Below are 18,511 nucleotides of genomic sequence, written 5' to 3'. Positions count from 1 at the left end.
CTCTGCGCCTGCCCCCCGCCCCTCCCCTCCCCCCACGGCCCACGGCCCCGGCCCGTCAGGTCAGGTCAGAGCCCGGGCGGCCGTGCGCAGGTCTTCCACCAGTCCTTGGTACAGCGCCTCGCGGTCCTCGGCCCGCAGCACGGCCGAGGGATGGATCGTGGCGAGCCCCTGCCCGTGCAGCGGCGTGCCGTCCAGGTCGGGAAGGGGGACCAGCAGTCCCCGGCGTTCGCCGACCCGGAAGCCGGAGCCCCACAGGGCCTTGCCGGCGGTCGCGCCGAGGGCGACCACCAGCTCCGGGTCCACCAGCCGCAGCTCGGCGGTCAGCCACGGCCGGCAGGCCGACAGCTCGCGCAGGTTGGGCTGCTTGTGGATGCGGCGCTTGCCGCCGCCCGCGGGAGCGGCGGACCCGGACACGGCCGAGGCCCCGGCCGGCCGGACGTACTTGAAGTGCTTGACGGCGTTGGTGACGTAGGCCTCGTCCATGTCCAGGCCCGCTTCGGCCAGCGCCCTGCGCAGCAGCCCGCCGGCCGGTCCGACGAACGGCTCGCCCCTGCGGTCCTCCTGGTCTCCCGGCTGTTCGCCGACCAGCATCAGCCGGGCGGAGGCGTCGCCGGCCCCGAAGACCGTGCCCGTGGTGCCCTCGTACAGCGGGCAGCCCCGGCACCCGGCCGCCGCCTTCCGGTGCGCGGCGAGCCCGCCGCGCGCCGGAAGGAACGGACCGGCGTCGTACGCCTGCTCCGGCGCCCGCTCCGGCGCCCGCTCAGGAGGTCTTGCCCCGGCCACTGACGAAGTCCCGTGCGCGGTCGACCAGCCCGAGGCCCGGCGCGAGGAGCTTGTTGGCCGGGGGCTTGGAGGGGCTGGACGGGTGGGGCCGGGTCGGGGCCAGTTCCTTGGCCCGCCGGATGTACTCGCCGAGTTCGTCCAGGGTCTGCTGCGGGCAGTTCCGCCGCAGCGCCGGGAAGAGGTTCTCCTCCTCGTCCTTGATGTGGGCGAGGACCTCGGCGCGGAGCCGGACCACGCACTGGGTGAACTCCTCGCCGGCGGCGTCCAGCGACTCCAGGCGCTTCATCTCCTCCTCGGCCGCGGAGTGGTCGGCGATCTCCTTGTCGGCGATGCGGTCGCCGTCTTCGAGGTGCTCGCGGACGGCCGGATAGAGGTGCTGCTCTTCCGCCACGGAATGGCGGACGAGCTCGATGGTGAGCTGGTCGGCGATCTCACGGCGCCGCTCCGGCTCGGTGGCCTTCGCGAGCTGCTGGAAGTAGTCCTTGACCTCGTCGTGGTCGGCGACGAGCTCCTGCACCACGTCTCCTCCGTGTCCCATGGTGGGTCTTCCTCCTGGTGTACGGGTCCGGGCCGACCGCCCGGACGCTCGGCTGGCGCCTGCCCGCTGATCTCTGCCCCATGCGCCGGGGAACCCCGCGCGCCGAGGGCCGGGGGCCCCGCGCCGAGGAGCAAGGGCCTGGGAGCGGGCGCGCCGGCCAGCAGGGGGCGAGAACCCGCGAGCTGGGGCTTTCGGGTACAGACCACGGGCGTCCGGACGCATGAGAAGCCGCAACGGTGGTAGACGCAGGGGGTCCCCCGATCGGGGGCCCATGGGACCAGGAGGTACTCATGATTGTGCTGGGAGTGATTCTGCTGATCGTCGGTCTCGTGACCGGCATCTCGATCCTGTGGACCATCGGTGTGATCCTCGTCGTGATCGGCCTGGTCCTGTGGCTGCTAGGCGCGGCCGGTCACGCGGTGGGAGGCCGTACCCACTACTGGTGACGCCGCCGACACCGACGGCCGAGACTGGTGACCGGTGACCCCCGGGACGTGCCCGGCCCGCTGCCGCAGGGCGGCGGGGCCGGGTCGTCCCCGTCAGGATCCAGGCGAGGAGTGCCATGACCACTCGTCGAACCACCCACGGCTCCGGCTCCGGGCACGGGGACGGAAACGGGAGCGGGAACGGCCGGAGCGAACGGGCCCCCGGCGGACAGGCGCCGCCGGGGACCGCCGTTCCCGTCGAGCCTCCCGAGGAAGCGCCGCTGCCCAAGGACCACACGCAGGCGATCCTGGAGACGACCAAGCAGGTCGCGGCCCTGCTGAAACGGTCCGGGCGGCCGTTCGCCCTGGCCGGGAGCGTGGCGGCGTTCGCCCACGGCCTGCCCGCCACGTTCCAGCACGACACGGACTTCTGCGTACGGCCCGAGGACGCCGACGCGGTGATCGAGGCGCTGGAGGCGGGCGGCATCCGCATGCGCAGGGCGCCCGAGGACTGGCTGGTCAAGGGCCGGTCGGGCGGGGAGGAGATCGACCTGATCTTCCAGCTCGCCCGGCGCCCGGTGAGTACGGAGCTGCTCGACCGGGCGACGGTCAAGGCGGTGGACTCGGTGTGGATGCCGGTCCTGGCGCCGACCGACCTGATGGACAGCCGGCTGGCCGCGCTGTGCGAGCACTACTGCGACTTCGGCGAACTGCTGCCGATGGCCCGGATGCTGCGCGAGCAGATCGACTGGGACCGGCTGGAACGGGCCCACCGCGATTCCCCGCTCGCCGACGCCTTCCTGCACCTGCTCGGTCGGCTCCGCGTCATCGAGCGCGCCGAGGACACCGGCGCGCCGTCCTGGAACGGCAAGGAGGGCAGCGCCGCGAGCGGCATGGACAGGAACGGGACGGACCGGAGCGCCACCGACAGGAACGGGACGCCCCAGAACGGGACGGCCCAGAACGGGACGGCCCAGAACGGGACGGCCCAGAACGGGACGGCCCAGAGCGGAACGGACACGAACGGCACCGAGTACTACGGCACCGACGCCAGGAGCGTGACCGGGAGCGACAGGACGGAGCACCGCCCATGAACACGGCCGAGATCATCGAGTACCGCATCGGCCGGCTCCGTGACCGGCTGGCCCTGGAGGACGAGGCGGAGCTCGGCGTCCACGTCGAGATGCACGGGGCCCGTGCGGTCGTCCGGGGCCATGTGAACGACGAACACGCCCGGTCGGCCATCCTGATCGTCGTCGCGGAGGAACTGGCGGGCCTCGACTGGTACGCCGACCTCGTCGTGAGCCGTCCCACGCCACCCGACTACGCCGAGGAGCTGGCATGACTGGCACGAGCGAGCGGACGGGCACGGTCCGGGTGGCGGCCGTCGGGGACATCCACCTCGGGCCGGACAGCGCCGGGCTGCTGCGTCCGGCCTTCGACACCCTGGCGCGCCACGCGGACCTGCTGCTGCTGGCCGGTGACCTGACCCGGCACGGCACCCGGGAGGAGGCCCGGGTGGTGGCCGCCGAAGCGGCCGGCCTGCCGGTGCCCGTGGTCGCCGTGCTCGGCAACCACGACTACCACAGCGACCAGGAGAAGGCCGTCACCGAGGAACTCCAGGCCGCCGGGATCCGGGTGCTGGAGGGCGACGGCGTCCTCCTGGACATCGACGGGACCAAGGTGGGGATCGCCGGGACCAAGGGCTTCTGCGGTGGCTTCGCCGGACGCAGCGGCAGCGAGTTCGGCGAACCGGAGATGAAGTCGTTCATGCAGTACACCCGGGCCTGCGCCGAGGGGCTGGGACAGGCCCTGCGGGAGCTGCGGGAAGCGGGCAGCGACCTGCTCATCGCGCTCACGCACTACGCGCCGGTGCCCGACACCCTGGCCGGTGAACCCCCTGAGATCTACCCGTTCCTCGGCAGCTACCTCCTGGCCGAGGCCATGGACGCGGAGGGCGCCGACCTCGCGGTCCACGGCCACGCGCACCTGGGCACCGAGCACGGCATGACCGGCGGCGGTATCCCGGTCCGCAACGTCGCCATGGCGGTCATCGACCGGGCCTTCGCCGTGTACCACCTGGGCAACCACGGCCGGGCCACGGCGGCCCCGTAAAGCCGTTACGTCGGCAGCCGTTACGTCGGCAGCCGTTACGTCGGCGCCTGCGGGGCCGCCCCGCCCTCACAGCTCCCGCAGCGCGGGCAGCAGCTTGGCCTCGGCCCATTCCAGGAACGGGCCCTGCTGGTCGCCGCCGATCTGGACCAGCGCGATCTCCGTGAAACCGGCCTCCGCGTACTCCCGTACGCCCTCCACGACGGCGTCGACGTCGTCCCCGCACGGGATGGTGTCCGCGAGGTCCTCGGGGCGGGTGTGCCGGGTGGCGGCGGCGAACCCGGCCGGACCGGGGAGTTCCGCGTTGACCTCCCAGCCGCCCACGGACCAGCGGAACTGCTCGTGGGCCCGGGCGACCGCCGCATCGCGGTCGCGGTCGTAGCAGACGGGCAGTTGCCCGACGCACGGCTTGCCCGCGCCGCCCCGTTCGCCGAAGGCGCTCACCAGCTCGCGGCTGGGTTCGACCGCCACGAGCAGGTCGCCGTACTCCCCCGCGATCGCGCAGGAGCGCGGCCCGGAGGCGGCGATGCCGAGGGGCGGCGGCTCCTCGGGCAGGTCCCAGAGCCGGGCGTTGTCGACGTCGTAGTGGGTGCCGTGGTGGTTGACCGGGCCGCCGGCGAGGAGGGCGCGGATGATCACCACCGCCTCCTCGAACATCTCCAGCCGGACCGGGGCGGCCGGCCAGCCCGCGCCCACGATGTGCTCGTTGAGGTTCTCGCCGGAGCCCAGGCCGAGCCGGAAGCGGCCCTCGGACAGCAGCTGCATCGTGGCCGCCTTCTGCGCGACCACCGCGGGGTGGTAACGGAACGTCGGGCAGGTCACGAACGTCATCAGCGGGATCCGGGTGGTCGCCTGGGCCGCGGCGCCCAGGACGCTCCACGCGTACGGGGAGTGTCCCTGGGCGTCCAGCCAGGGGAAGGCGTGGTCGGAGGCGACGGAGAAGTCGAAGCCCGCCCGCTCGGCCCCCACCACGTGCTCCACCAGCTCCCGCGGTCCGGCCTGCTCGGTCATCATCGTGTAGCCGATGCGCACCATTGCGCACCACCTCAGGTGCTGAGCAGGCGGTTGAAGAAGGACCGGTAGCGCTGGAGGGCGAGGCGCAGGTCCTCGGTCGCGACCTCCTCACCGCTCTGCCACTGCTTCTCCAGCGACTCCTTGTGCTCGGCGAAGCTGCTGGCCAGGTGCTGCATCACGGAGGCGACCAGGGCGTCCGCCGCGTGGACGGCCTCCTTGGGGTCGTCGACGAAGCCGCCCTGGATGTTGCTCCACTGGTCGCGGAAGTCCGCGGCCCGGGACTCCGACATCAGCGGTTCCTCGTCGGCGAGGTCGCCGCCGCCGCTGCCCTCGGCGCTGTCGTCGCTCCCGCCGGTGCCGCTCACGTCGTCACGGTCGTACGCCGTCGCCTCACCCGGGTAGACCGCGGTACCGGATCCGGTGCCGGAGCCGGTGTCGGTGCCCGTGGCGGAGCCGGCGCCCGTGTCGAGCGCGGTGTCGGTGCCCGTGTCGGTGTCCGCACCCGCGCCCGTCCCCGTGCCCATGTCCGTGCCCGTGTCGTTCGAGGTGCCGGGGTTCGCCAGGTCCTCGGTCGTCAGTGCGTCGCCGCCCGCTCCCGCCGTGCCGGCCCCGGACTCGCTCTCGTGCCGCATCGTGCTCACCTCATTCGCGTGTGTCGTTCCTGCCGGCCGGCCCCGCGGGGACCAGGAGCTCGTCGAACAGGGCCCGGTAGTGGACCATCGCGCCGCGCAGTTCCTCGGTCGTGGCGCGGCCCTGGGTCTGGCGTTCGTGCACCTCGTGCGCGCTGCGGTAGTGCTCCAGCGTCCGTCCGTGCTCGACGGAGAGGTCACGCACGCGCTGCTCGTACCCCTCGGTGGGATAGCCGCGCTCCCGCATCACCCGGGTCACCAGGGCGTCGGCCTCGTCGACCGCCTCGTCGGGCTGGTCCACGAAGTGCTCCTGGACCCGGGTCCAGGCCTCCGCGTACTGCCGCCGGGTGTCCGCCGGAAGGTCGCGCAGGTCGAGGTCGTCGTGCCGCTGCTGGCGGGAGCGCAGTTCGCGGTCGGCCGCCAGCGTGCCGCCCGTCTCGTCCAGGACGCGTTCGTACTCCGTGCCGAACTCCCGTTGCAGCCGGCGGTGCCGGAAGAACATCCAAAGCCCCACGACGAGGGCGATCAGTACGACCGCGGAGGGGATGATGATGGCAAGCAAGGTTCCGGTCGACATCGCGTCCTCCAGGGCCTCGGTCGATGGTTCCCGGCGCCTGCCCGGGCGCTGCGGTGCCAAACGCGCCCCCGGCGACCGGGCCGCAGCCGCCCCGCGAAGCCGGTCGGTCCCGGACGGGGTGGTCAGTCCTGGGTGAGGGTGGCCGGCACGGGACCGTCCGGGCGGACGGTGATGCCGTACGCCGCCCCGGCGGGCACGGACAGCAACCGCGGGGCGTACCGGGGCAGGAGGTGCTCCAGCAGGGCGGTCGACTCGCGCAGGGCGAACTGCAGACCGAGACAGGCCCGCGGCCCGACCCCGAAGGGGTAGTAGCTCCCCGGGTGGGAGGGGCGGCCGCCGGGCGCGGTGAACCGGGCCGGGTCGAAGCGGTCCGGGTCCGGCCACAGCTCGGGGTCCCGGTGGGTGAGGTAGGGGCAGACCAGCACGTCGGTGCCGGCCTCGACCCGGTAGCCGGCGAGGACGTCGTCCTCGGCGGCGCAGCGCGGCAGTATCCAGGCGGACGGATACAGGCGCAGCGTCTCGTGGACGAGCGCCTGCACGGCCCGGCGCCGCGCCGGGGAGCCGGCGGGACCGGCGGCGAGTGCCCGCCGGCGCGCCCGCGGGTGCCGGTCCAGCAGGAGGTGGAGCCAGGTGAGGGTCGAGGCCGTGGTCTCGTGTCCGGCGACGAGGAGGGTGACCAGCTCGTCGCGGATCAGCCGGTCGGTGTACTCGGGCCGTGTCCCGGCCGCGTCGAGCAGGACGTGCAGCAGGCCCGGCCCGTCGGGACCGGCCGAGCCGGTGCGGGCGGCGGCGAGGGCGCGGTGTGCCACGGCGTCGATGCGGGCCAGGTCGGCGGCGACGGCGTCCGGGGTGGCGGTGCCGTCCGCGGGCAGCTGCGGCAGGGCGGCCACCACGGCGGGTACGGCTGACAGTTCGCGCTCGGTGGCGGCGTCGAGTGCGTGGCCGGTCAAGGAGCGCCAGATGGTGTCGAGCGCGAAGCGGCGCATCTCGTCGCCGACGTCGAACACCTCGCCGGTGCGGGCGTACGCCGCCCAGCGCGCGGCGGTGGTCCGGGCGGCCCCGGCGATCCGCTGCTCGTGGCGGCGCATGCCGCGGCCGGTGAACTGCGACTGCAGCAGGCGGCGTTGGCGCTGCCAGGCTTCGCCCGTCGCGGCGAGGACGCCGTCGCCGATCAGCAGCCGGGCGCGGTGCGAGCGCTTCACGTACCGGTCGGCCCGCAGCGCCAGCACGTGCTGGACGGCCCGGGGGTCGGTGACGAGGACGGTGGGGTGCGCGTCGCCGAGCCGGAACGCGGCGATGCCGCCGAGCCGTTCGCGCGCCCGCGCGAAGAGGTGGACCAGCTCCCCTCCCCCGGCCCGCCATGCGCGGACGAGGGCGGGCTCCAGCTCGGGAACCCGGCGGCCGCCGGGGAAGGTCTCCGCCACCACGCGCTCCACCCGCCACCGCCCCTCCCCGACCGACCCCGCCGGTCACGCCCTGCCACCACCGCGATCACCGCCACCACCGCGATCACCGCGATCTCCGCATCACGCACTGTAAGGGGCCGGATGCGGCCCGCAACAGCCCCCCACCGGCCGCGCGGCGGCGCCCCTGCCTGCCTCAGCGGCACACCCGAGCGCCACCCTGGCACCACATGGCGCCATGTGGCGCCACATTCGCTTGCCATGGCGCCATTGTGGTGCCACTATGGACCCATGGACCTGACCCCCTACGTCGACCACCTCCGCCACGAGTTGGCGGTCGCCGCCGATGCCGGCGGGGACGAAGCCCGCACCCTGGCCGAACGGCTGACCGCGCCCCTGGAGTCGGCCGCCCGGCTCACTCTTCTCAACGCGCTGTCCGCGGCCTCGGAGGAGATCACCCGGGACCTGGCGCCGGGCTCCGTGGACGTTCGACTGCGGGGGCTCGACCCCGAATTCGTCGTGACGCCGCCGCCCGCACCGGAGGCGACCGGCCCGGGGGTGGGCGACATGGCACGGCCGATGGCGTCATCCTTGGCGCCATCTGTGGTGCCACCCGTGGCGCCATCGGCACCCCTGGCGCCGGACGCCGACGAAGGCGGCACCGCCCGCATCAACTTCCGCCTCCCGGCCCACCTCAAGGCCCGGGTGGAGGACGCGGCGGGGCAGGAGGGGCTGTCCGTCAACGCCTGGCTGGTCCGCGCCGTGGCCCTCGCCCTGGAACCGGGCGGCGCCGCGGGCACGGCGCCCGCGGGCGCGCCGGCGGCGGCGCCCACCCGCAGCCCCCGCACCGGCCAGAGCTACCGCGGCTGGGTCCGCTAGGCCAGCCCGGCGGGGCGGCGTACGGCCGGGTCCGCCCGGCCGCCCGTACCGCCCGGCCGCCCCCCGACCGGGCGGGCGGCCGGGCCGCCCGGCGGGCCCTGCCCGCGCTCCGGCCCTCCACCACACTCCAGCGCTCCCCCTTCGGGAGCCCACAGGACGGGACAGCCATGCCTTCTTACGACACCCCCGCACCGATCACCGCGGTCCTGGAATTCGACATCGCCGACGTGCGCGTCCGCGCGTCCGAGCGCCGCGACACGGTCGTCGAGGTCCTCCCGAGCAACGGCACCGAGGAGGCCGACGTACGCGCCGCCCAGCAGACCAAGGTCACGTACGCCAACGGGACGTTGACCGTCAAGGGCCCCAAGAAGCGCTCCCTGTTCGGCAGGACCGGCTCCATCGACGTCACCCTCGAACTGCCCGCCGGCTCGCACCTGCGCAGCACCTCCCCGATGGGCGACCACGTCTGCGAAGGACCGCTCGGCGACTGCCACGTCAAGACCTCCCTCGGGGACATCCGCCTCGACGAGGCGGGCGTCGTCACCCTGCGGACCGAGCACGGGGACATCCGCATCGGCCGCGCGACCGGCGACGCCGAGATCATCGGGGCCGGCCGGATCGACGTCGCGGAGATCGCGGGCGCGGCGACGGTCAAGAACGGCAACGGCGAGACGACGATCGGCGCGGTCACCGGGGACCTCAAGGTGAACAACGCCAACGGTCACATCACGGTCGGCGTCGCGCACGGCTCGGTCGAGGCCAGGTCCGCCAACGGCGCCATCCGGCTGCACGACGTCGCGCGCGGCGTCGTGCAGCTCCAGGCCGCCGCCGGTGACCTGGAGATCGGCATCCGGCGGTCCTCCGCGGCCTGGCTGGACGTCAACTCGAAGCTCGGCACCGTCCGCAACGCCCTCGGTGCCGCCGACGGACCGGGCGGCGCCGAGGAGACCGTCGAGATCCACGCCCGCACGAGCATCGGCGACATCGTCATCCGCCGCGCCTGACGACCAGCCGTCGCCGCCGCCCTCATCGAGCGGCGAGGCGACCTGGCCCGACCACCGGTCCCCCGCCCCCGCCCACCCCCGGGCGCACCACGGCGCCCGGGCACCCCTCGCACGAGCGGAGCCTCCCACGTCCGGACATGTAACGCCCAATGAAATGTCACATGCGAAATTACATCTGAGGAGCGGTCGTCCATGACCACCACAGCGATCTCCGCCCGCGGCCTGCGCAAGTCCTACGGCGACAAGTCCGTCCTGAACGGCATCGACCTGACCATCCCCAAGGGGTCGGTCTTCGCCCTCCTCGGCCCCAACGGCGCCGGCAAGACCACCACCGTCGAGATCCTCTCGACGCTCGTGGCCGCCGACGCCGGCGAGGCCCGGATCGGCGGCCACGACCTCCGGCGGGAGGCGGCGGCCGTACGGTCCCTGATCGGGGTCACCGGCCAGTTCGCGGCCCTCGACAACCTGTTGACCGCCGAGGAGAACCTCCTCCTCATGGCCGACCTGCGGCACCTGCCCCGCCGCGAGGGCCGCCGGCGGGCGGCCGAGCTGCTGCGGCGGTTCGACCTCACCGAGGCCGCCCGCAAGCCGGTGTCCACCTTCTCCGGCGGCATGCGCCGCAAGCTCGACCTGGCGATGACGCTGGTCGGCGACCCCCGCATCATCTTCCTCGACGAGCCGACCACCGGGCTCGACCCCCGCAGCCGGCGCACCATGTGGGAGATCATCCGCGATCTCGTCGTCGCCGACGGGGTGACCGTCCTCCTCACCACGCAGTACCTCGAGGAGGCCGACCAACTCGCGGACCGCATCGCCGTGCTCGACCACGGGCGGCTCGTCGCCGAGGGCACCGCCGAGGAGCTCAAGCGCATCGTGCCGGGCGGGCACATCCGGCTGCGGTTCGCGAGCCTCGCCGAACTCGACTCCGCCGCCGGGCAGTTCCGCGCCGCGGCCCGCGATCCCGAGGAACTGACGCTGCGCATCCCCAGCGACGGCAGCATCCCGGCCCTGCGCGCCGTGCTCGACGTTTTGGACGACGCGGCGGTCCAGGCCGAGTCCCTGACCGTGCACACCCCCGACCTCGACGACGTCTTCCTGACCCTCACCGGTCACGGAACCCCCGACACCACCGCGGAGATGGCCCGATGAGCACCTTCTCGTACGCCGTCAGCGACTCGCTGACGATGCTGCGGCGCAATGCCAAGCACGCGCTGCGCTATCCGGCGATGACCTTCTCCGTCGTCCTGATGCCGATGATGATGCTGCTGCTCTTCAACTACGCCTTCGGCGGCGCGCTCGGCGCCGGGATCGCGGGGGCGCCCACCGGCGGCGCGGGCACGGGCTCGGGCACCGAGTACATCGACTACGTCGCACCCGGGATCATCCTGATGGCCGCCACGTCCGGGGCCGTGGCCACGGCGGTCGGCGTCTGCGTCGACATGACCGAGGGCATCGTCAACCGGTTCCGCACGATGTCCCTCTCGCGCGCCGCGTTCCTGACCGGGCACGTCGTCGGCAGCACCGTCCAGACCCTGGCCGCCATCGCCGTGGTGATCGTCGCCGCGGTCGCCATGGGCTTCCGCCCCGACGCCTCCCTCGTCGAGTGGGCCGCCGCGCTCGGCCTGCTCACCCTGCTCACCCTGGCGCTGACCTGGGTGTCGGCCGCCGTCGGGCTGATCGCCAGGACCCCGGAGTCGGCGAGCAACATCCCGCTGCCGCTGACCTTCCTGCCGTTCCTCGGCAGCGCCGTCGTGCCGACCGACTCGATGCCGGCCGGGCTGCGCTGGTTCGCCGAGTACCAGCCGTTCACCCCGGTGATCGAAACCCTGCGCGGGCTGCTGACGGGCACCGGCATCGGCTCCAGCGGCTACGTCGCCGTCGCCTGGTGCGCCGGCCTCACCCTGGCCGGCTACCTCTGGGCCCGCTCCGCCTTCACCCGCACCACGCACCGCTGACCCGCACCGCTGACCTGCACCGCTGACCCGCTCTACCCACCCGTTCGGCACCCCGAGCCACCTGGAGCACCCCATGCAGCACGAAGCAACGCCGCGCCCCGAGCCCACCGAGCCCATCGACCCCGCCGAGCCCGTCACCCTCCCCACCCGGCGCGCCGCCGGCTGCCCCTTCGACCCGCCCGCCGGACTGGCCGAGCTGCGCGAGCGGGCCCCGCTGACCCGGATGACGTACCCCGACGGCCACAGCGGCTGGCTGGCCACCGGCCATGCCGCGGTGCGGGCGGTCCTGGGCGACCCGCGGTTCAGCTCCCGCTACGAGCTGATGCACCACCCCTTCCCCGAGGGCGCCCCCGACGGCCCGCTCCCGCCCGCGCCGGTCGGCGACATGACGGGCATGGACGCCCCCGAGCACACCCGCTTCCGGCGGCTCCTGATGGGCCGGTTCACGGTCCGCCGGATGCGCCTGCTCACCGAGCGCGTCGAGGAGATCACCGCCGAGCACCTGGACGCGCTGGAGCGCCAGGGCCCCGGCACCGACCTCGTCGAGGCCTTCGCCCGGCCGCTGCCCGCCCTCGTCATCTGCGAGTTGCTGGGCGTGCCGTACGCCGACCGCGAGCGGTTCCAGCGGCACGCGGACACGGTGATGACGATGGACGTGGCCCCGGAGGAACGGTACGCCGCGATGACCGGGCTCCAGGAGTACATGGCGGAGCTGGTGGCGGCCCAGCGCGCCGAGCCCTCGGACGACCTGCTCGGCGACCTGGCCCGGGACTCCGACCTGACCGACGAGGAGCTCGTCGGCATCGGTGGCTTCCTGCTCGCGGCCGGGCTCGACACCACGGCCAACATGATCTCCCACGGCACGTTCGCGCTGCTCGCCGAGCCGGAGCAGGCCGAGGCCCTGCGCTCGGACCCGGACCTGGCGCCCCAGGCCGTCGAGGAGCTGCTGCGGTACCTGACCGTGGCCCCCACGAGCGTGCGGTCCGCGCTGGAGGACGTCGAGGTGGAGGGCCGGCTGATCAGGGCGGGCGAGAGCGTCACGCTGTCCTACGAGGCCGCGAACCGCGACCCGGCCCGCTTCCCGGACCCGGACGTGCTCGACCTGCGCCGCAAGGCGACCGGCCACCTCGCCTTCGGGCACGGGATCCACCAGTGCCTGGGAGCCCAGCTGGCACGCGTCGAACTGACGGTGGCCCTGCCGGCGCTCCTGCGCCGCTTCCCGACCCTCCGGCTGGCCGTGCCGGCCGAGGAGGTGCCGCTGCGGACGGGCATGAACATCTACGGCGTGCACCGTCTGCCGGTCACCTGGGACACGCCCTGACCCCGCGACGAGCGCGGGGCGGCCTTCACAGGCGCGAGCTGGACCGCACCAACTCCGACTCCGGGCCCGGGTCCGGGTCGGAGTCCGGCTCCGCGCCGGGTCGGGTCCCGGTCCCCGCTCCGGCGAGCGCTCGCCGCCGCTGACCCGGCAGGCCCGCCGGCAGCTCCTGCCGCTCCCACCGCCTGGTCGTGCGCGCGTAGCCGTAGATCACCGAGCTCATCGCCAGCAGGACCAGCGGCCCGAAGAGCCAGGGAAGTGCGGCCATCTCCTGCGGCAGCCAGCGGTAGGCGACCAGCAGCGCGGCGAAGACCAGGGCGCCATGGGCGACCAGCCGGATGCCCGCCGGGTCCCAGCCCCGGTCGAACGCGCGCAGCCCCGCCTCGATCGTGAGCGTGAACACCACGCCGGCGACGATGTCCGCGCCGTAGTGGTAGCCGAAGCCGAGCGTCGCGCCGAGCGTGGCGATCAGCCAAAACGTTCCTGCATAGCGCAGCGCCCGTGGACCCTTGCGGGAGTGCAGGAAGATCGCGGTGGCCCACGCCGTGTGCAGGCTGGGCATGCAGTTGCGGGGGGTGACCTCGTCGAACGGCATCGGCAGGGGCGTGCCGACCGGCGGCGTCGTGTTCGGCCACAGGTCGGCCACCGCCCAGTGGCCGCCGTCGGCGCCGTAGGCGAAGATCGGCCCGACCACCGGGAAGATCATGTAGATGCCCGGCCCGAGCAGGCCGATGACGAGGAAGGTGCGCACCAGGTGATGGGTGGGCAGGCGGCGCTCGGTCGCCACGTGGCGCAGCTGGTACAGCGCGACGGCGACCGCGGCGACGGCCAGCTGTATGTACACCCATTCGAGGACGTTCGCGCCGACCGCGCCGGTGGCCTCCACCAGCCGCCCGACCACCCACGAGGGGTTGCCCAGGGCGTGGTCGGCGGTCGCCACGTACTGGTCGAGCACCATCGGGCGGGTCTTCGACGTGATCAGCAGCCAGGTGTAGCCGGTCTTGCGTCCGGCCACGAGCAGCAGCGCCAGCCCGACGCCCTTCAGCAGCAGGAGCCGTTCGCGGCCGGTGCGGCGGGTGAGTGCGAGGACGGCGCAGCCGAGGGTCACCCACAGGGCGCCGTTGCCGAACATCATCTCGGCGCCGACGGCCCGCCGCACCAGCCAGAAGACGACGTCGATCCCGATCGCGGCCCCGACGGCGAGGAACCTCTGCCGCCAGGTGAGCACCACCATCATCAGGGCCATGCCGGCGTACAGCACGGTCCCCGACTGAGGTGCGAAGATGACCTCGCGCGCCTGCATGGTGACCGGCCCCGGCACGCCGTACCCGCGGGCGGCGACCTCCAGCGCGACCAGAAACCCGACGGCCACCGCACTCGCCGCGGCCCACAGCAGGACCCGCGGTCGGCGCAGCGCGGCGAAGCTCGTAGACATCAATGTTTCAGCCGGCCGTTACCTTGAAGACGATCACCAATAGTCCGAACATGCTATCGGACCCCCCGGCCGCGCCCGACACGGACTCCTGAGGGGCGGCCACGCGGCGGACGCACGAAAGGCCGTCCTCCCAGCGATGAGAGAACGGCCTCCGACCTGCGAAAGCAGAGTCGGGACGACAGGATTTGAACCTGCGACCCCTTGACCCCCAGTCAAGTGCGCTACCAAGCTGCGCCACGTCCCGATGCCGTTGACCTGGGGTTTCCCCCGGGCGAACGCGCATGAGAACAATACCGCACATCCCCGGGTGGTCGCGCGCACCTTTTCGCGGCGGACGGGGTTGACCTCGACTTCGGTTGAGGTTGAAAGATCGTTTCATGACGCAGACAACGGCGGACGCGAGGTTCCGCTACGAGGATCTGGGGCCGCTCATGGCCCGTATGACCGGCGCCGAGAAGCACGGGCCGGCGGCCACGTCCACGCTCGACGTGCTCTGGGTGCTCTACGACCGGGTGCTGCGGGTGACGCCCGCCACCGCCTCGGACCCGGAGCGGGACAGGTTCCTGCTCTCCAAGGGGCACGGGCCGATGGCCTACTACGCGGTGCTGGCCGCGAAGGGTTTCCTCCCGGTGGAGTGGCTCAGCGGATTCGGCGGGTACGACTCCCCGCTCGGCCACCACCCCGACCGCACCCTCGTACCGGGTGTGGAGATCGGCAGCGGCTCGCTCGGGCACGGCCTGCCGCTCGCGGTCGGCAGTGCGCTGGGACTGCGCGCCCAGGGGCTCGGCGAGCCGGCGGTGTGGACGCTGATCGGGGACGCCGAACTCGACGAGGGCAGCAACCACGAGGCGATCGCCTACGCCGGCTCCGCCGGACTGGAGCGGCTGCACACGGTCGTGATCGACAACGACTCGGCCACCCACGGCTGGCGGGGCGGGATCGCCTCCCGGTTCGAGGCGGCCGGCTGGTCGGCCGTGAGCGTGGACGGCCGGGACCACGCGGCGCTGTACGCCGCCTTCACCGCGCCGCACCCGGGCCGGCCGCACGCCGTCGTCGCCCGTGTCGAGAAGAAGGCCTGAGGGGGAGACACATCCATGGACACCATGCGTGAACGCTTCATCACCGTCACGTCGCACCTGCTGGACGAGGATCCGCGGCTGGCCCTCGTGCTGGCCGAGATCAGCATGGACGGCTTCCGCCCCGCCCAGCGGGCGCACCCGGAGCGGGTGATCAACGTCGGCATCCGCGAGCAGCTGCTCGTCGGGGTGGGCGGCGGCCTCGCGCTGACCGGCCTGCGCCCGGTCATGCACACCTTCGCCAGCTTCCTGGTGGAGCGGCCGTTCGAGCAGGTCAAGCTCGACTTCGGGCACCAGGGCACGGGCGGGGTCCTGGTCAGTGCCAGCGCCTCGTACGACTGGCCGGCCGGCGGGTTCACGCACATGTCACCCGGCGACGTGGCGCTGCTGGACACCCTGGACGGCTGGACGATCCACGTCCCCGGCCACCCGGACGAGGCGGAGGCGCTGCTGCGGCACGCGTACGCCGACGGGGACGAAAAGGTGTACGTCCGGCTCTCCCAGCTGTCCAACGGCGCCCCCAGGCCGGTCGACGGCGCCGGCTTCCTGACCGTCCGGGAGGGGTCGGACGGGGTGGTGCTCGCGGTCGGACCCACGCTGGACGACGTCCTCGCCGCGACCGAGGGCATGGACGTGACCGTGCTCTACGCGACCACGGTCCGGCCCTTCGACTCCGCCGCGCTGCGGGCGGCGGTCGGGACCGGTCCGGCGGACGTGGTCCTGGTCGAGCCGTACCTGGCGGGCACCTCGACGGCGGCCGCGAACGACGCCCTGGCGGACCTCCCGCACCGGGTGCTGGGCCTCGGCGTCGGCCGCGCCGAGCTGCGCCGCTACGGCACCGTCGAGGAGCACACCGCGGCCCACGGCCTGGACCCCCGCTCCCTGCGCGAGCGGATCACCGCCTTCCGGCAGTCCGGCGCCCGGCGCTGAGGGCCCGGGCGGCGGGCGCCCGGGCCGGTGGCTCAACCGGCTCGCAGGGCGTCCTCCCGGGCGTGGAAGTCCGCGACCAGGTCGGCGGCCAGCGACTTGATCGTGCCCAGCCCCTCCGTCCCCCAGCGGCGGGGGGTGACGTCCACCGCGCACACGGTCCCCAGCACCACCCCTTGGCGGTCCACGAGCGGCGCGCCGAGGTACGAGCGCACCCCGCTCTCGTCCACCACGGCGTTCCCCGCGAAGCGCGCGAAGTCGCGGACGTCCTCCAGCACCAGCGCCCGCCGCCGGACCACCACGTGCGGGCAGTACCCGTGGTCACGGGCCAGGACCCGGGCCGGATAGCCGCTGGGCGGCGCGTCCGGGGCGTGGTGCAGCCCGGCGAAGAACTGCCGTTCCTCGTCGATGAAGTTGACCCCCGCGTACGGCGCGCCGAGCGTGCGCGCGACGCGCCGGGCGAAGGCGTCCAGGTCGGCGTCGACCCGGTCCCCGAGCCCTAGTTCGCGCAACCGGAGCACCCGGGCGGGCGCCTCCCGGTCCACGGGGGTCAGCAGCAGGTGTCCGGTGGATTCGTAGTACGTCATGTCGGTCCCCCCGATCGCGGATGCCTGGCGGTGGTCAGCAGATGGTGGACGAGGGCGGCCAGGGCCCTCGTGCCGGAGCTCGCCAGGCGCGCGTCGCACCGAACGACGGGCACCTCGGGCGCGAGCCCGACCGCCTCACGCACCTCGTCGGCCGTGTAGCGGTGGCCGCCGTCGAACTCGTTGACGGCGAGGACGAAACCGATGCCCCGGCGTTCGAAGAAGTCGACGGCGGGGAAGCAGTCGGCCAGCCGGCGGGTGTCGGCGAGGACCACCGCGCCGAGGGCGCCCGCGCACAGTTCCTCCCACAGGAACCAGAAGCGCTGCTGCCCGGGCGTGCCGAAGAGATAGAGGACGTGCCGGGAGTCCAGGGTGATCCGGCCGAAGTCCAGCGCCACGGTCGTGGCCGTCTTCGACTCGACCCCCTCCAGCGGGTCGTCGGCCTCGCTCAGGCCGGTGAGCAGCTCCTCCGTGCACAGCGGCTCGATCTCGCTGACGGCTCCGACGAAGGTGGTCTTGCCCGCACCGAACCCACCCGCGACCAGGATCTTCAAGGTGGCGGGCGGGGGCGCGGAGCGGTCCGGGCCGGGCCCCTGGGCGCCGCGCCCCTCCGGGGCGGGCAGCGGCCGGGTGCCGGGCCCGGCCTCACAGACGTCTGCGCAGTCCATCGAGCACCGCCCTCAGCAGAGTCAGGTCGTCGGCAGGGTCGTTCAGGAAGCGGGGCGCGCGGGCCGTGACGGCGCCGTAGCGCATCAGGTCGCCCAGCAGCACCTTGGTCACGACGGCCGGGAGCCGCAGCTGCGCGGCCACCTCGGCGACGGACGGCGCGGCGGCCGCCGCGCACAGCCGGAGCACATGGCTGTGCTCCGGGCCGAGCGCCGTACGCGGCCGTACTCCGGTGGCGCTGACCAGCGACAGCAGGTCCAGGGCCACGTCGGGGCGGGTCCGGCCGGAGGTGGCGGTGTACGGGCGCATGACGCGGCCGGCGGAGTCGTCCAGCCAGGGGGTGTCGCGGGGACCGGTTCGCGTGCCGGTGCCGGTGCCGGTGGCTCTCGCGGCTCTCGCGGCCCGGACGGCGCTCGTGGCGCCCGTGGCCCTCGTGGCGCTCATGGCGGTCACCGCTCCGGCGCGGCGGTCGGCCGGCGGGGCGGTGCCGCGAGGTACGGGCGGACGCTCTTGACCAGCATCGCCATCTCGTAGCCGAGCACCCCGGCGTCGGCCTCCCGATCGGCGAGGACCGCCAGACAGGTGCCCGAACCGGCGGCCGAGACGAAGAGCAGGGCGGAGTCGAGCTCGACCACGACCTGCCGGACCTCGGCACCGTCGGCGAACCGGGCGCCGGCGCTGCGGCCGAGGGAGTAGAGGCCGGAGGCCAGGGCGGCCATGTGGTCGGCGCTGTCGGCGTCGAGCCCGTGGTGGCAGGTGACCAGGCCGTCGTTGGTCAGGAGCACGGCGCTACGGGTGTACGGCACGCGCTGCACCAGGCCGCTGAGCAGCCAGTCGAGGTCGGACAGCTGACTGGTCGTGGTCATCGTTTCGCCGGCCATGGGCAGGTGCTCCTCGTACGGATCGCGGGGGGTCTCGTGGCTGTCGCTGGGGCTGTGGGCGGGGGCGGGGGCAGGGGCGGGCGGAGAGGCGCGGGGGGCACGACGAGGACCGGCCATCGCTTACGGGCTCTCCGACTGGGCACGGCCGAAGCCGCGTCGGAAGGCCGCCATGAGCTGGGGGTCGTGCACGGGGGCCTCGGCGTCGTCGGCGGCAGGGCGGCGCGGCGCGGGGGTGTCGCGCAGCTGCGGGGCGAGATGGGACTGGGCCCGGCGGCGCGGCAGCGGAGGCCGGGGTTCGGGCGCCG

General features: G+C 73.8%; 23 protein-coding genes and 1 tRNA gene. 11 read left to right on the top strand and 13 right to left on the bottom strand.

Going from position 1 to position 18,511, the window contains the following annotated elements; translation table 11 throughout:
• Window positions 1-60 precede the first annotated feature (60 nt).
• Both LG632_RS10360 and LG632_RS10355 read right to left on the bottom strand, forming a co-directional pair.
• Entirely contained in the window at window positions 61-783 is a 723-nt protein-coding gene (locus tag LG632_RS10360; RefSeq protein ID WP_226726617.1) for a UdgX family uracil-DNA binding protein, read from the bottom strand.
• Window positions 761-1,321, bottom strand: coding sequence for a hemerythrin domain-containing protein (locus LG632_RS10355; RefSeq protein WP_226726616.1), 561 nt, complete (start codon window positions 1,319-1,321; stop codon window positions 761-763). The genes LG632_RS10360 and LG632_RS10355 overlap by 23 nt, the downstream gene beginning before the upstream one ends.
• A gap of 290 nt (window positions 1,322-1,611) precedes the next feature.
• On the opposite strand from LG632_RS10355, the gene LG632_RS10350 reads away from it, so the two are divergent.
• From LG632_RS10350 to LG632_RS10335, 4 genes are all read left to right on the top strand, one after another.
• Window positions 1,612-1,767, top strand: a complete 156-nt coding sequence (locus tag LG632_RS10350) for a DUF6131 family protein (protein WP_226726615.1) — start codon at window positions 1,612-1,614, stop codon at window positions 1,765-1,767.
• A gap of 116 nt (window positions 1,768-1,883) precedes the next feature.
• The gene (locus tag LG632_RS10345) at window positions 1,884-2,840 is read left to right on the top strand and encodes a nucleotidyltransferase family protein (protein WP_226726614.1); all 957 of its coding nucleotides are present in this window, start codon (window positions 1,884-1,886) and stop codon (window positions 2,838-2,840) included.
• Window positions 2,837-3,091: a hypothetical protein gene (locus tag LG632_RS10340; RefSeq protein WP_226726613.1), complete on the top strand. Its 255-nt coding sequence runs from the start codon at window positions 2,837-2,839 to the stop codon at window positions 3,089-3,091. The genes LG632_RS10345 and LG632_RS10340 overlap by 4 nt, the downstream gene beginning before the upstream one ends.
• Window positions 3,088-3,861, top strand: coding sequence for a metallophosphoesterase family protein (locus LG632_RS10335; protein WP_226726612.1), 774 nt, complete (start codon window positions 3,088-3,090; stop codon window positions 3,859-3,861). Before LG632_RS10340 ends, LG632_RS10335 begins: the two co-directional genes overlap by 4 nt.
• Before the next feature lie 66 nt (window positions 3,862-3,927).
• Here the strand turns inward: LG632_RS10335 and LG632_RS10330 are convergent, their stop codons facing one another.
• The 4 genes from LG632_RS10330 to LG632_RS10315 form a co-directional block, all read right to left on the bottom strand.
• Window positions 3,928-4,893, bottom strand: coding sequence for an LLM class F420-dependent oxidoreductase (locus LG632_RS10330; RefSeq protein WP_226726611.1), 966 nt, complete (start codon window positions 4,891-4,893; stop codon window positions 3,928-3,930).
• Between the two features lie 11 nt (window positions 4,894-4,904).
• A complete protein-coding gene (locus tag LG632_RS10325; protein WP_226726610.1) occupies window positions 4,905-5,504 on the bottom strand; it encodes a hypothetical protein in 600 nt (199 codons plus the stop codon).
• Between the two features lie 10 nt (window positions 5,505-5,514).
• The gene (locus tag LG632_RS10320) at window positions 5,515-6,078 is read right to left on the bottom strand and encodes a hypothetical protein (protein WP_226726609.1); all 564 of its coding nucleotides are present in this window, start codon (window positions 6,076-6,078) and stop codon (window positions 5,515-5,517) included.
• Window positions 6,079-6,200: 122 nt separating this feature from the next.
• On the bottom strand, window positions 6,201-7,502 hold the full coding sequence (locus LG632_RS10315) for a cytochrome P450 (RefSeq protein ID WP_226726608.1): 1,302 nt from the start codon (window positions 7,500-7,502) through the stop codon (window positions 6,201-6,203).
• A gap of 270 nt (window positions 7,503-7,772) precedes the next feature.
• Between LG632_RS10315 and LG632_RS10310 the strand changes: the two genes are divergently transcribed.
• From LG632_RS10310 to LG632_RS10290, 5 genes are all read left to right on the top strand, one after another.
• A complete protein-coding gene (locus LG632_RS10310) occupies window positions 7,773-8,360 on the top strand; it encodes a hypothetical protein (protein WP_226726607.1) in 588 nt (195 codons plus the stop codon).
• Between the two features lie 167 nt (window positions 8,361-8,527).
• Window positions 8,528-9,364: a DUF4097 family beta strand repeat-containing protein gene (locus tag LG632_RS10305; RefSeq protein ID WP_226726606.1), complete on the top strand. Its 837-nt coding sequence runs from the start codon at window positions 8,528-8,530 to the stop codon at window positions 9,362-9,364.
• Between the two features lie 192 nt (window positions 9,365-9,556).
• Window positions 9,557-10,513: an ATP-binding cassette domain-containing protein gene (locus tag LG632_RS10300; protein WP_226726605.1), complete on the top strand. Its 957-nt coding sequence runs from the start codon at window positions 9,557-9,559 to the stop codon at window positions 10,511-10,513.
• On the top strand, window positions 10,510-11,319 hold the full coding sequence (locus LG632_RS10295; RefSeq protein ID WP_226726604.1) for an ABC transporter permease: 810 nt from the start codon (window positions 10,510-10,512) through the stop codon (window positions 11,317-11,319). The genes LG632_RS10300 and LG632_RS10295 overlap by 4 nt, the downstream gene beginning before the upstream one ends.
• 73 nt (window positions 11,320-11,392) lie before the next feature.
• Window positions 11,393-12,640 carry a cytochrome P450 gene (locus tag LG632_RS10290; RefSeq protein ID WP_226726603.1) on the top strand — a complete coding sequence of 416 codons (1,248 nt, stop codon included), beginning with the start codon at window positions 11,393-11,395 and terminating at the stop codon, window positions 12,638-12,640.
• Between the two features lie 25 nt (window positions 12,641-12,665).
• On the opposite strand, the gene LG632_RS10285 is transcribed toward LG632_RS10290, so the two are convergent.
• A complete protein-coding gene (locus tag LG632_RS10285; protein WP_226726602.1) occupies window positions 12,666-14,072 on the bottom strand; it encodes a phosphatase PAP2 family protein in 1,407 nt (468 codons plus the stop codon).
• A 170-nt stretch (window positions 14,073-14,242) separates the two neighbouring features.
• Window positions 14,243-14,316: transfer RNA gene (locus LG632_RS10280), tRNA-Pro, on the bottom strand.
• Window positions 14,317-14,449: 133 nt separating this feature from the next.
• Here LG632_RS10280 and LG632_RS10275 point away from each other — a divergent pair.
• Window positions 14,450-15,151 carry a thiamine pyrophosphate-binding protein gene (locus LG632_RS10275; protein ID WP_226726601.1) on the top strand — a complete coding sequence of 234 codons (702 nt, stop codon included), beginning with the start codon at window positions 14,450-14,452 and terminating at the stop codon, window positions 15,149-15,151.
• A gap of 15 nt (window positions 15,152-15,166) precedes the next feature.
• Window positions 15,167-16,078, top strand: a complete 912-nt coding sequence (locus tag LG632_RS10270; RefSeq protein ID WP_226726600.1) for a transketolase family protein — start codon at window positions 15,167-15,169, stop codon at window positions 16,076-16,078.
• 32 nt (window positions 16,079-16,110) lie between these two features.
• Here the strand turns inward: LG632_RS10270 and LG632_RS10265 are convergent, their stop codons facing one another.
• From LG632_RS10265 to LG632_RS10245, 5 genes are all read right to left on the bottom strand, one after another.
• The gene (locus tag LG632_RS10265) at window positions 16,111-16,662 is read right to left on the bottom strand and encodes a GAF domain-containing protein (RefSeq protein WP_226726599.1); all 552 of its coding nucleotides are present in this window, start codon (window positions 16,660-16,662) and stop codon (window positions 16,111-16,113) included.
• The gene (locus LG632_RS10260) at window positions 16,659-17,327 is read right to left on the bottom strand and encodes a GTP-binding protein (protein ID WP_226726598.1); all 669 of its coding nucleotides are present in this window, start codon (window positions 17,325-17,327) and stop codon (window positions 16,659-16,661) included. The genes LG632_RS10265 and LG632_RS10260 overlap by 4 nt, the downstream gene beginning before the upstream one ends.
• Entirely contained in the window at window positions 17,305-17,634 is a 330-nt protein-coding gene (locus LG632_RS10255; RefSeq protein ID WP_226726652.1) for a DUF742 domain-containing protein, read from the bottom strand. Before LG632_RS10255 ends, LG632_RS10260 begins: the two co-directional genes overlap by 23 nt.
• Window positions 17,635-17,774: 140 nt before the next feature.
• Window positions 17,775-18,206: a roadblock/LC7 domain-containing protein gene (locus tag LG632_RS10250; protein ID WP_374203448.1), complete on the bottom strand. Its 432-nt coding sequence runs from the start codon at window positions 18,204-18,206 to the stop codon at window positions 17,775-17,777.
• 120 nt (window positions 18,207-18,326) lie between these two features.
• On the bottom strand, window positions 18,327-18,511 hold a 185-nt coding region (locus tag LG632_RS10245; protein ID WP_226726597.1), incomplete at its 5' end, for a hypothetical protein.

The organism is Streptomyces antimicrobicus, assembly GCF_020532625.1.
Taxonomy (GTDB): Bacteria; Actinomycetota; Actinomycetes; order Streptomycetales; family Streptomycetaceae; genus Streptomyces; species Streptomyces antimicrobicus.
The sequence above is the reverse complement of the archived record's forward strand: the minus strand, read 5'-3'. Positions and strand labels throughout refer to the sequence as shown.

Coding starts and splice junctions, on each gene's coding strand:
- LG632_RS10250 (WP_374203448.1), bottom strand. CDS start 18,206: ATGGCCGGCGAAACGATGACCACGACCAGTCAGCTGTCCGACCTCGAC.
- LG632_RS10260 (WP_226726598.1), bottom strand. CDS start 17,327: ATGGACTGCGCAGACGTCTGTGAGGCCGGGCCCGGCACCCGGCCGCTG.
- LG632_RS10310 (WP_226726607.1), top strand. CDS start 7,773: ATGGACCTGACCCCCTACGTCGACCACCTCCGCCACGAGTTGGCGGTC.
- LG632_RS10335 (WP_226726612.1), top strand. CDS start 3,088: ATGACTGGCACGAGCGAGCGGACGGGCACGGTCCGGGTGGCGGCCGTC.
- LG632_RS10330 (WP_226726611.1), bottom strand. CDS start 4,893: ATGGTGCGCATCGGCTACACGATGATGACCGAGCAGGCCGGACCGCGG.
- LG632_RS10350 (WP_226726615.1), top strand. CDS start 1,612: ATGATTGTGCTGGGAGTGATTCTGCTGATCGTCGGTCTCGTGACCGGC.
- LG632_RS10325 (WP_226726610.1), bottom strand. CDS start 5,504: ATGCGGCACGAGAGCGAGTCCGGGGCCGGCACGGCGGGAGCGGGCGGC.
- LG632_RS10355 (WP_226726616.1), bottom strand. CDS start 1,321: ATGGGACACGGAGGAGACGTGGTGCAGGAGCTCGTCGCCGACCACGAC.
- LG632_RS10270 (WP_226726600.1), top strand. CDS start 15,167: ATGGACACCATGCGTGAACGCTTCATCACCGTCACGTCGCACCTGCTG.
- LG632_RS10255 (WP_226726652.1), bottom strand. CDS start 17,634: ATGCGCCCGTACACCGCCACCTCCGGCCGGACCCGCCCCGACGTGGCC.
- LG632_RS10340 (WP_226726613.1), top strand. CDS start 2,837: ATGAACACGGCCGAGATCATCGAGTACCGCATCGGCCGGCTCCGTGAC.
- LG632_RS10285 (WP_226726602.1), bottom strand. CDS start 14,072: ATGTCTACGAGCTTCGCCGCGCTGCGCCGACCGCGGGTCCTGCTGTGG.
- LG632_RS10345 (WP_226726614.1), top strand. CDS start 1,884: ATGACCACTCGTCGAACCACCCACGGCTCCGGCTCCGGGCACGGGGAC.
- LG632_RS10265 (WP_226726599.1), bottom strand. CDS start 16,662: ATGACGTACTACGAATCCACCGGACACCTGCTGCTGACCCCCGTGGAC.
- LG632_RS10300 (WP_226726605.1), top strand. CDS start 9,557: ATGACCACCACAGCGATCTCCGCCCGCGGCCTGCGCAAGTCCTACGGC.
- LG632_RS10295 (WP_226726604.1), top strand. CDS start 10,510: ATGAGCACCTTCTCGTACGCCGTCAGCGACTCGCTGACGATGCTGCGG.
- LG632_RS10305 (WP_226726606.1), top strand. CDS start 8,528: ATGCCTTCTTACGACACCCCCGCACCGATCACCGCGGTCCTGGAATTC.
- LG632_RS10290 (WP_226726603.1), top strand. CDS start 11,393: ATGCAGCACGAAGCAACGCCGCGCCCCGAGCCCACCGAGCCCATCGAC.
- LG632_RS10275 (WP_226726601.1), top strand. CDS start 14,450: ATGACGCAGACAACGGCGGACGCGAGGTTCCGCTACGAGGATCTGGGG.
- LG632_RS10320 (WP_226726609.1), bottom strand. CDS start 6,078: ATGTCGACCGGAACCTTGCTTGCCATCATCATCCCCTCCGCGGTCGTA.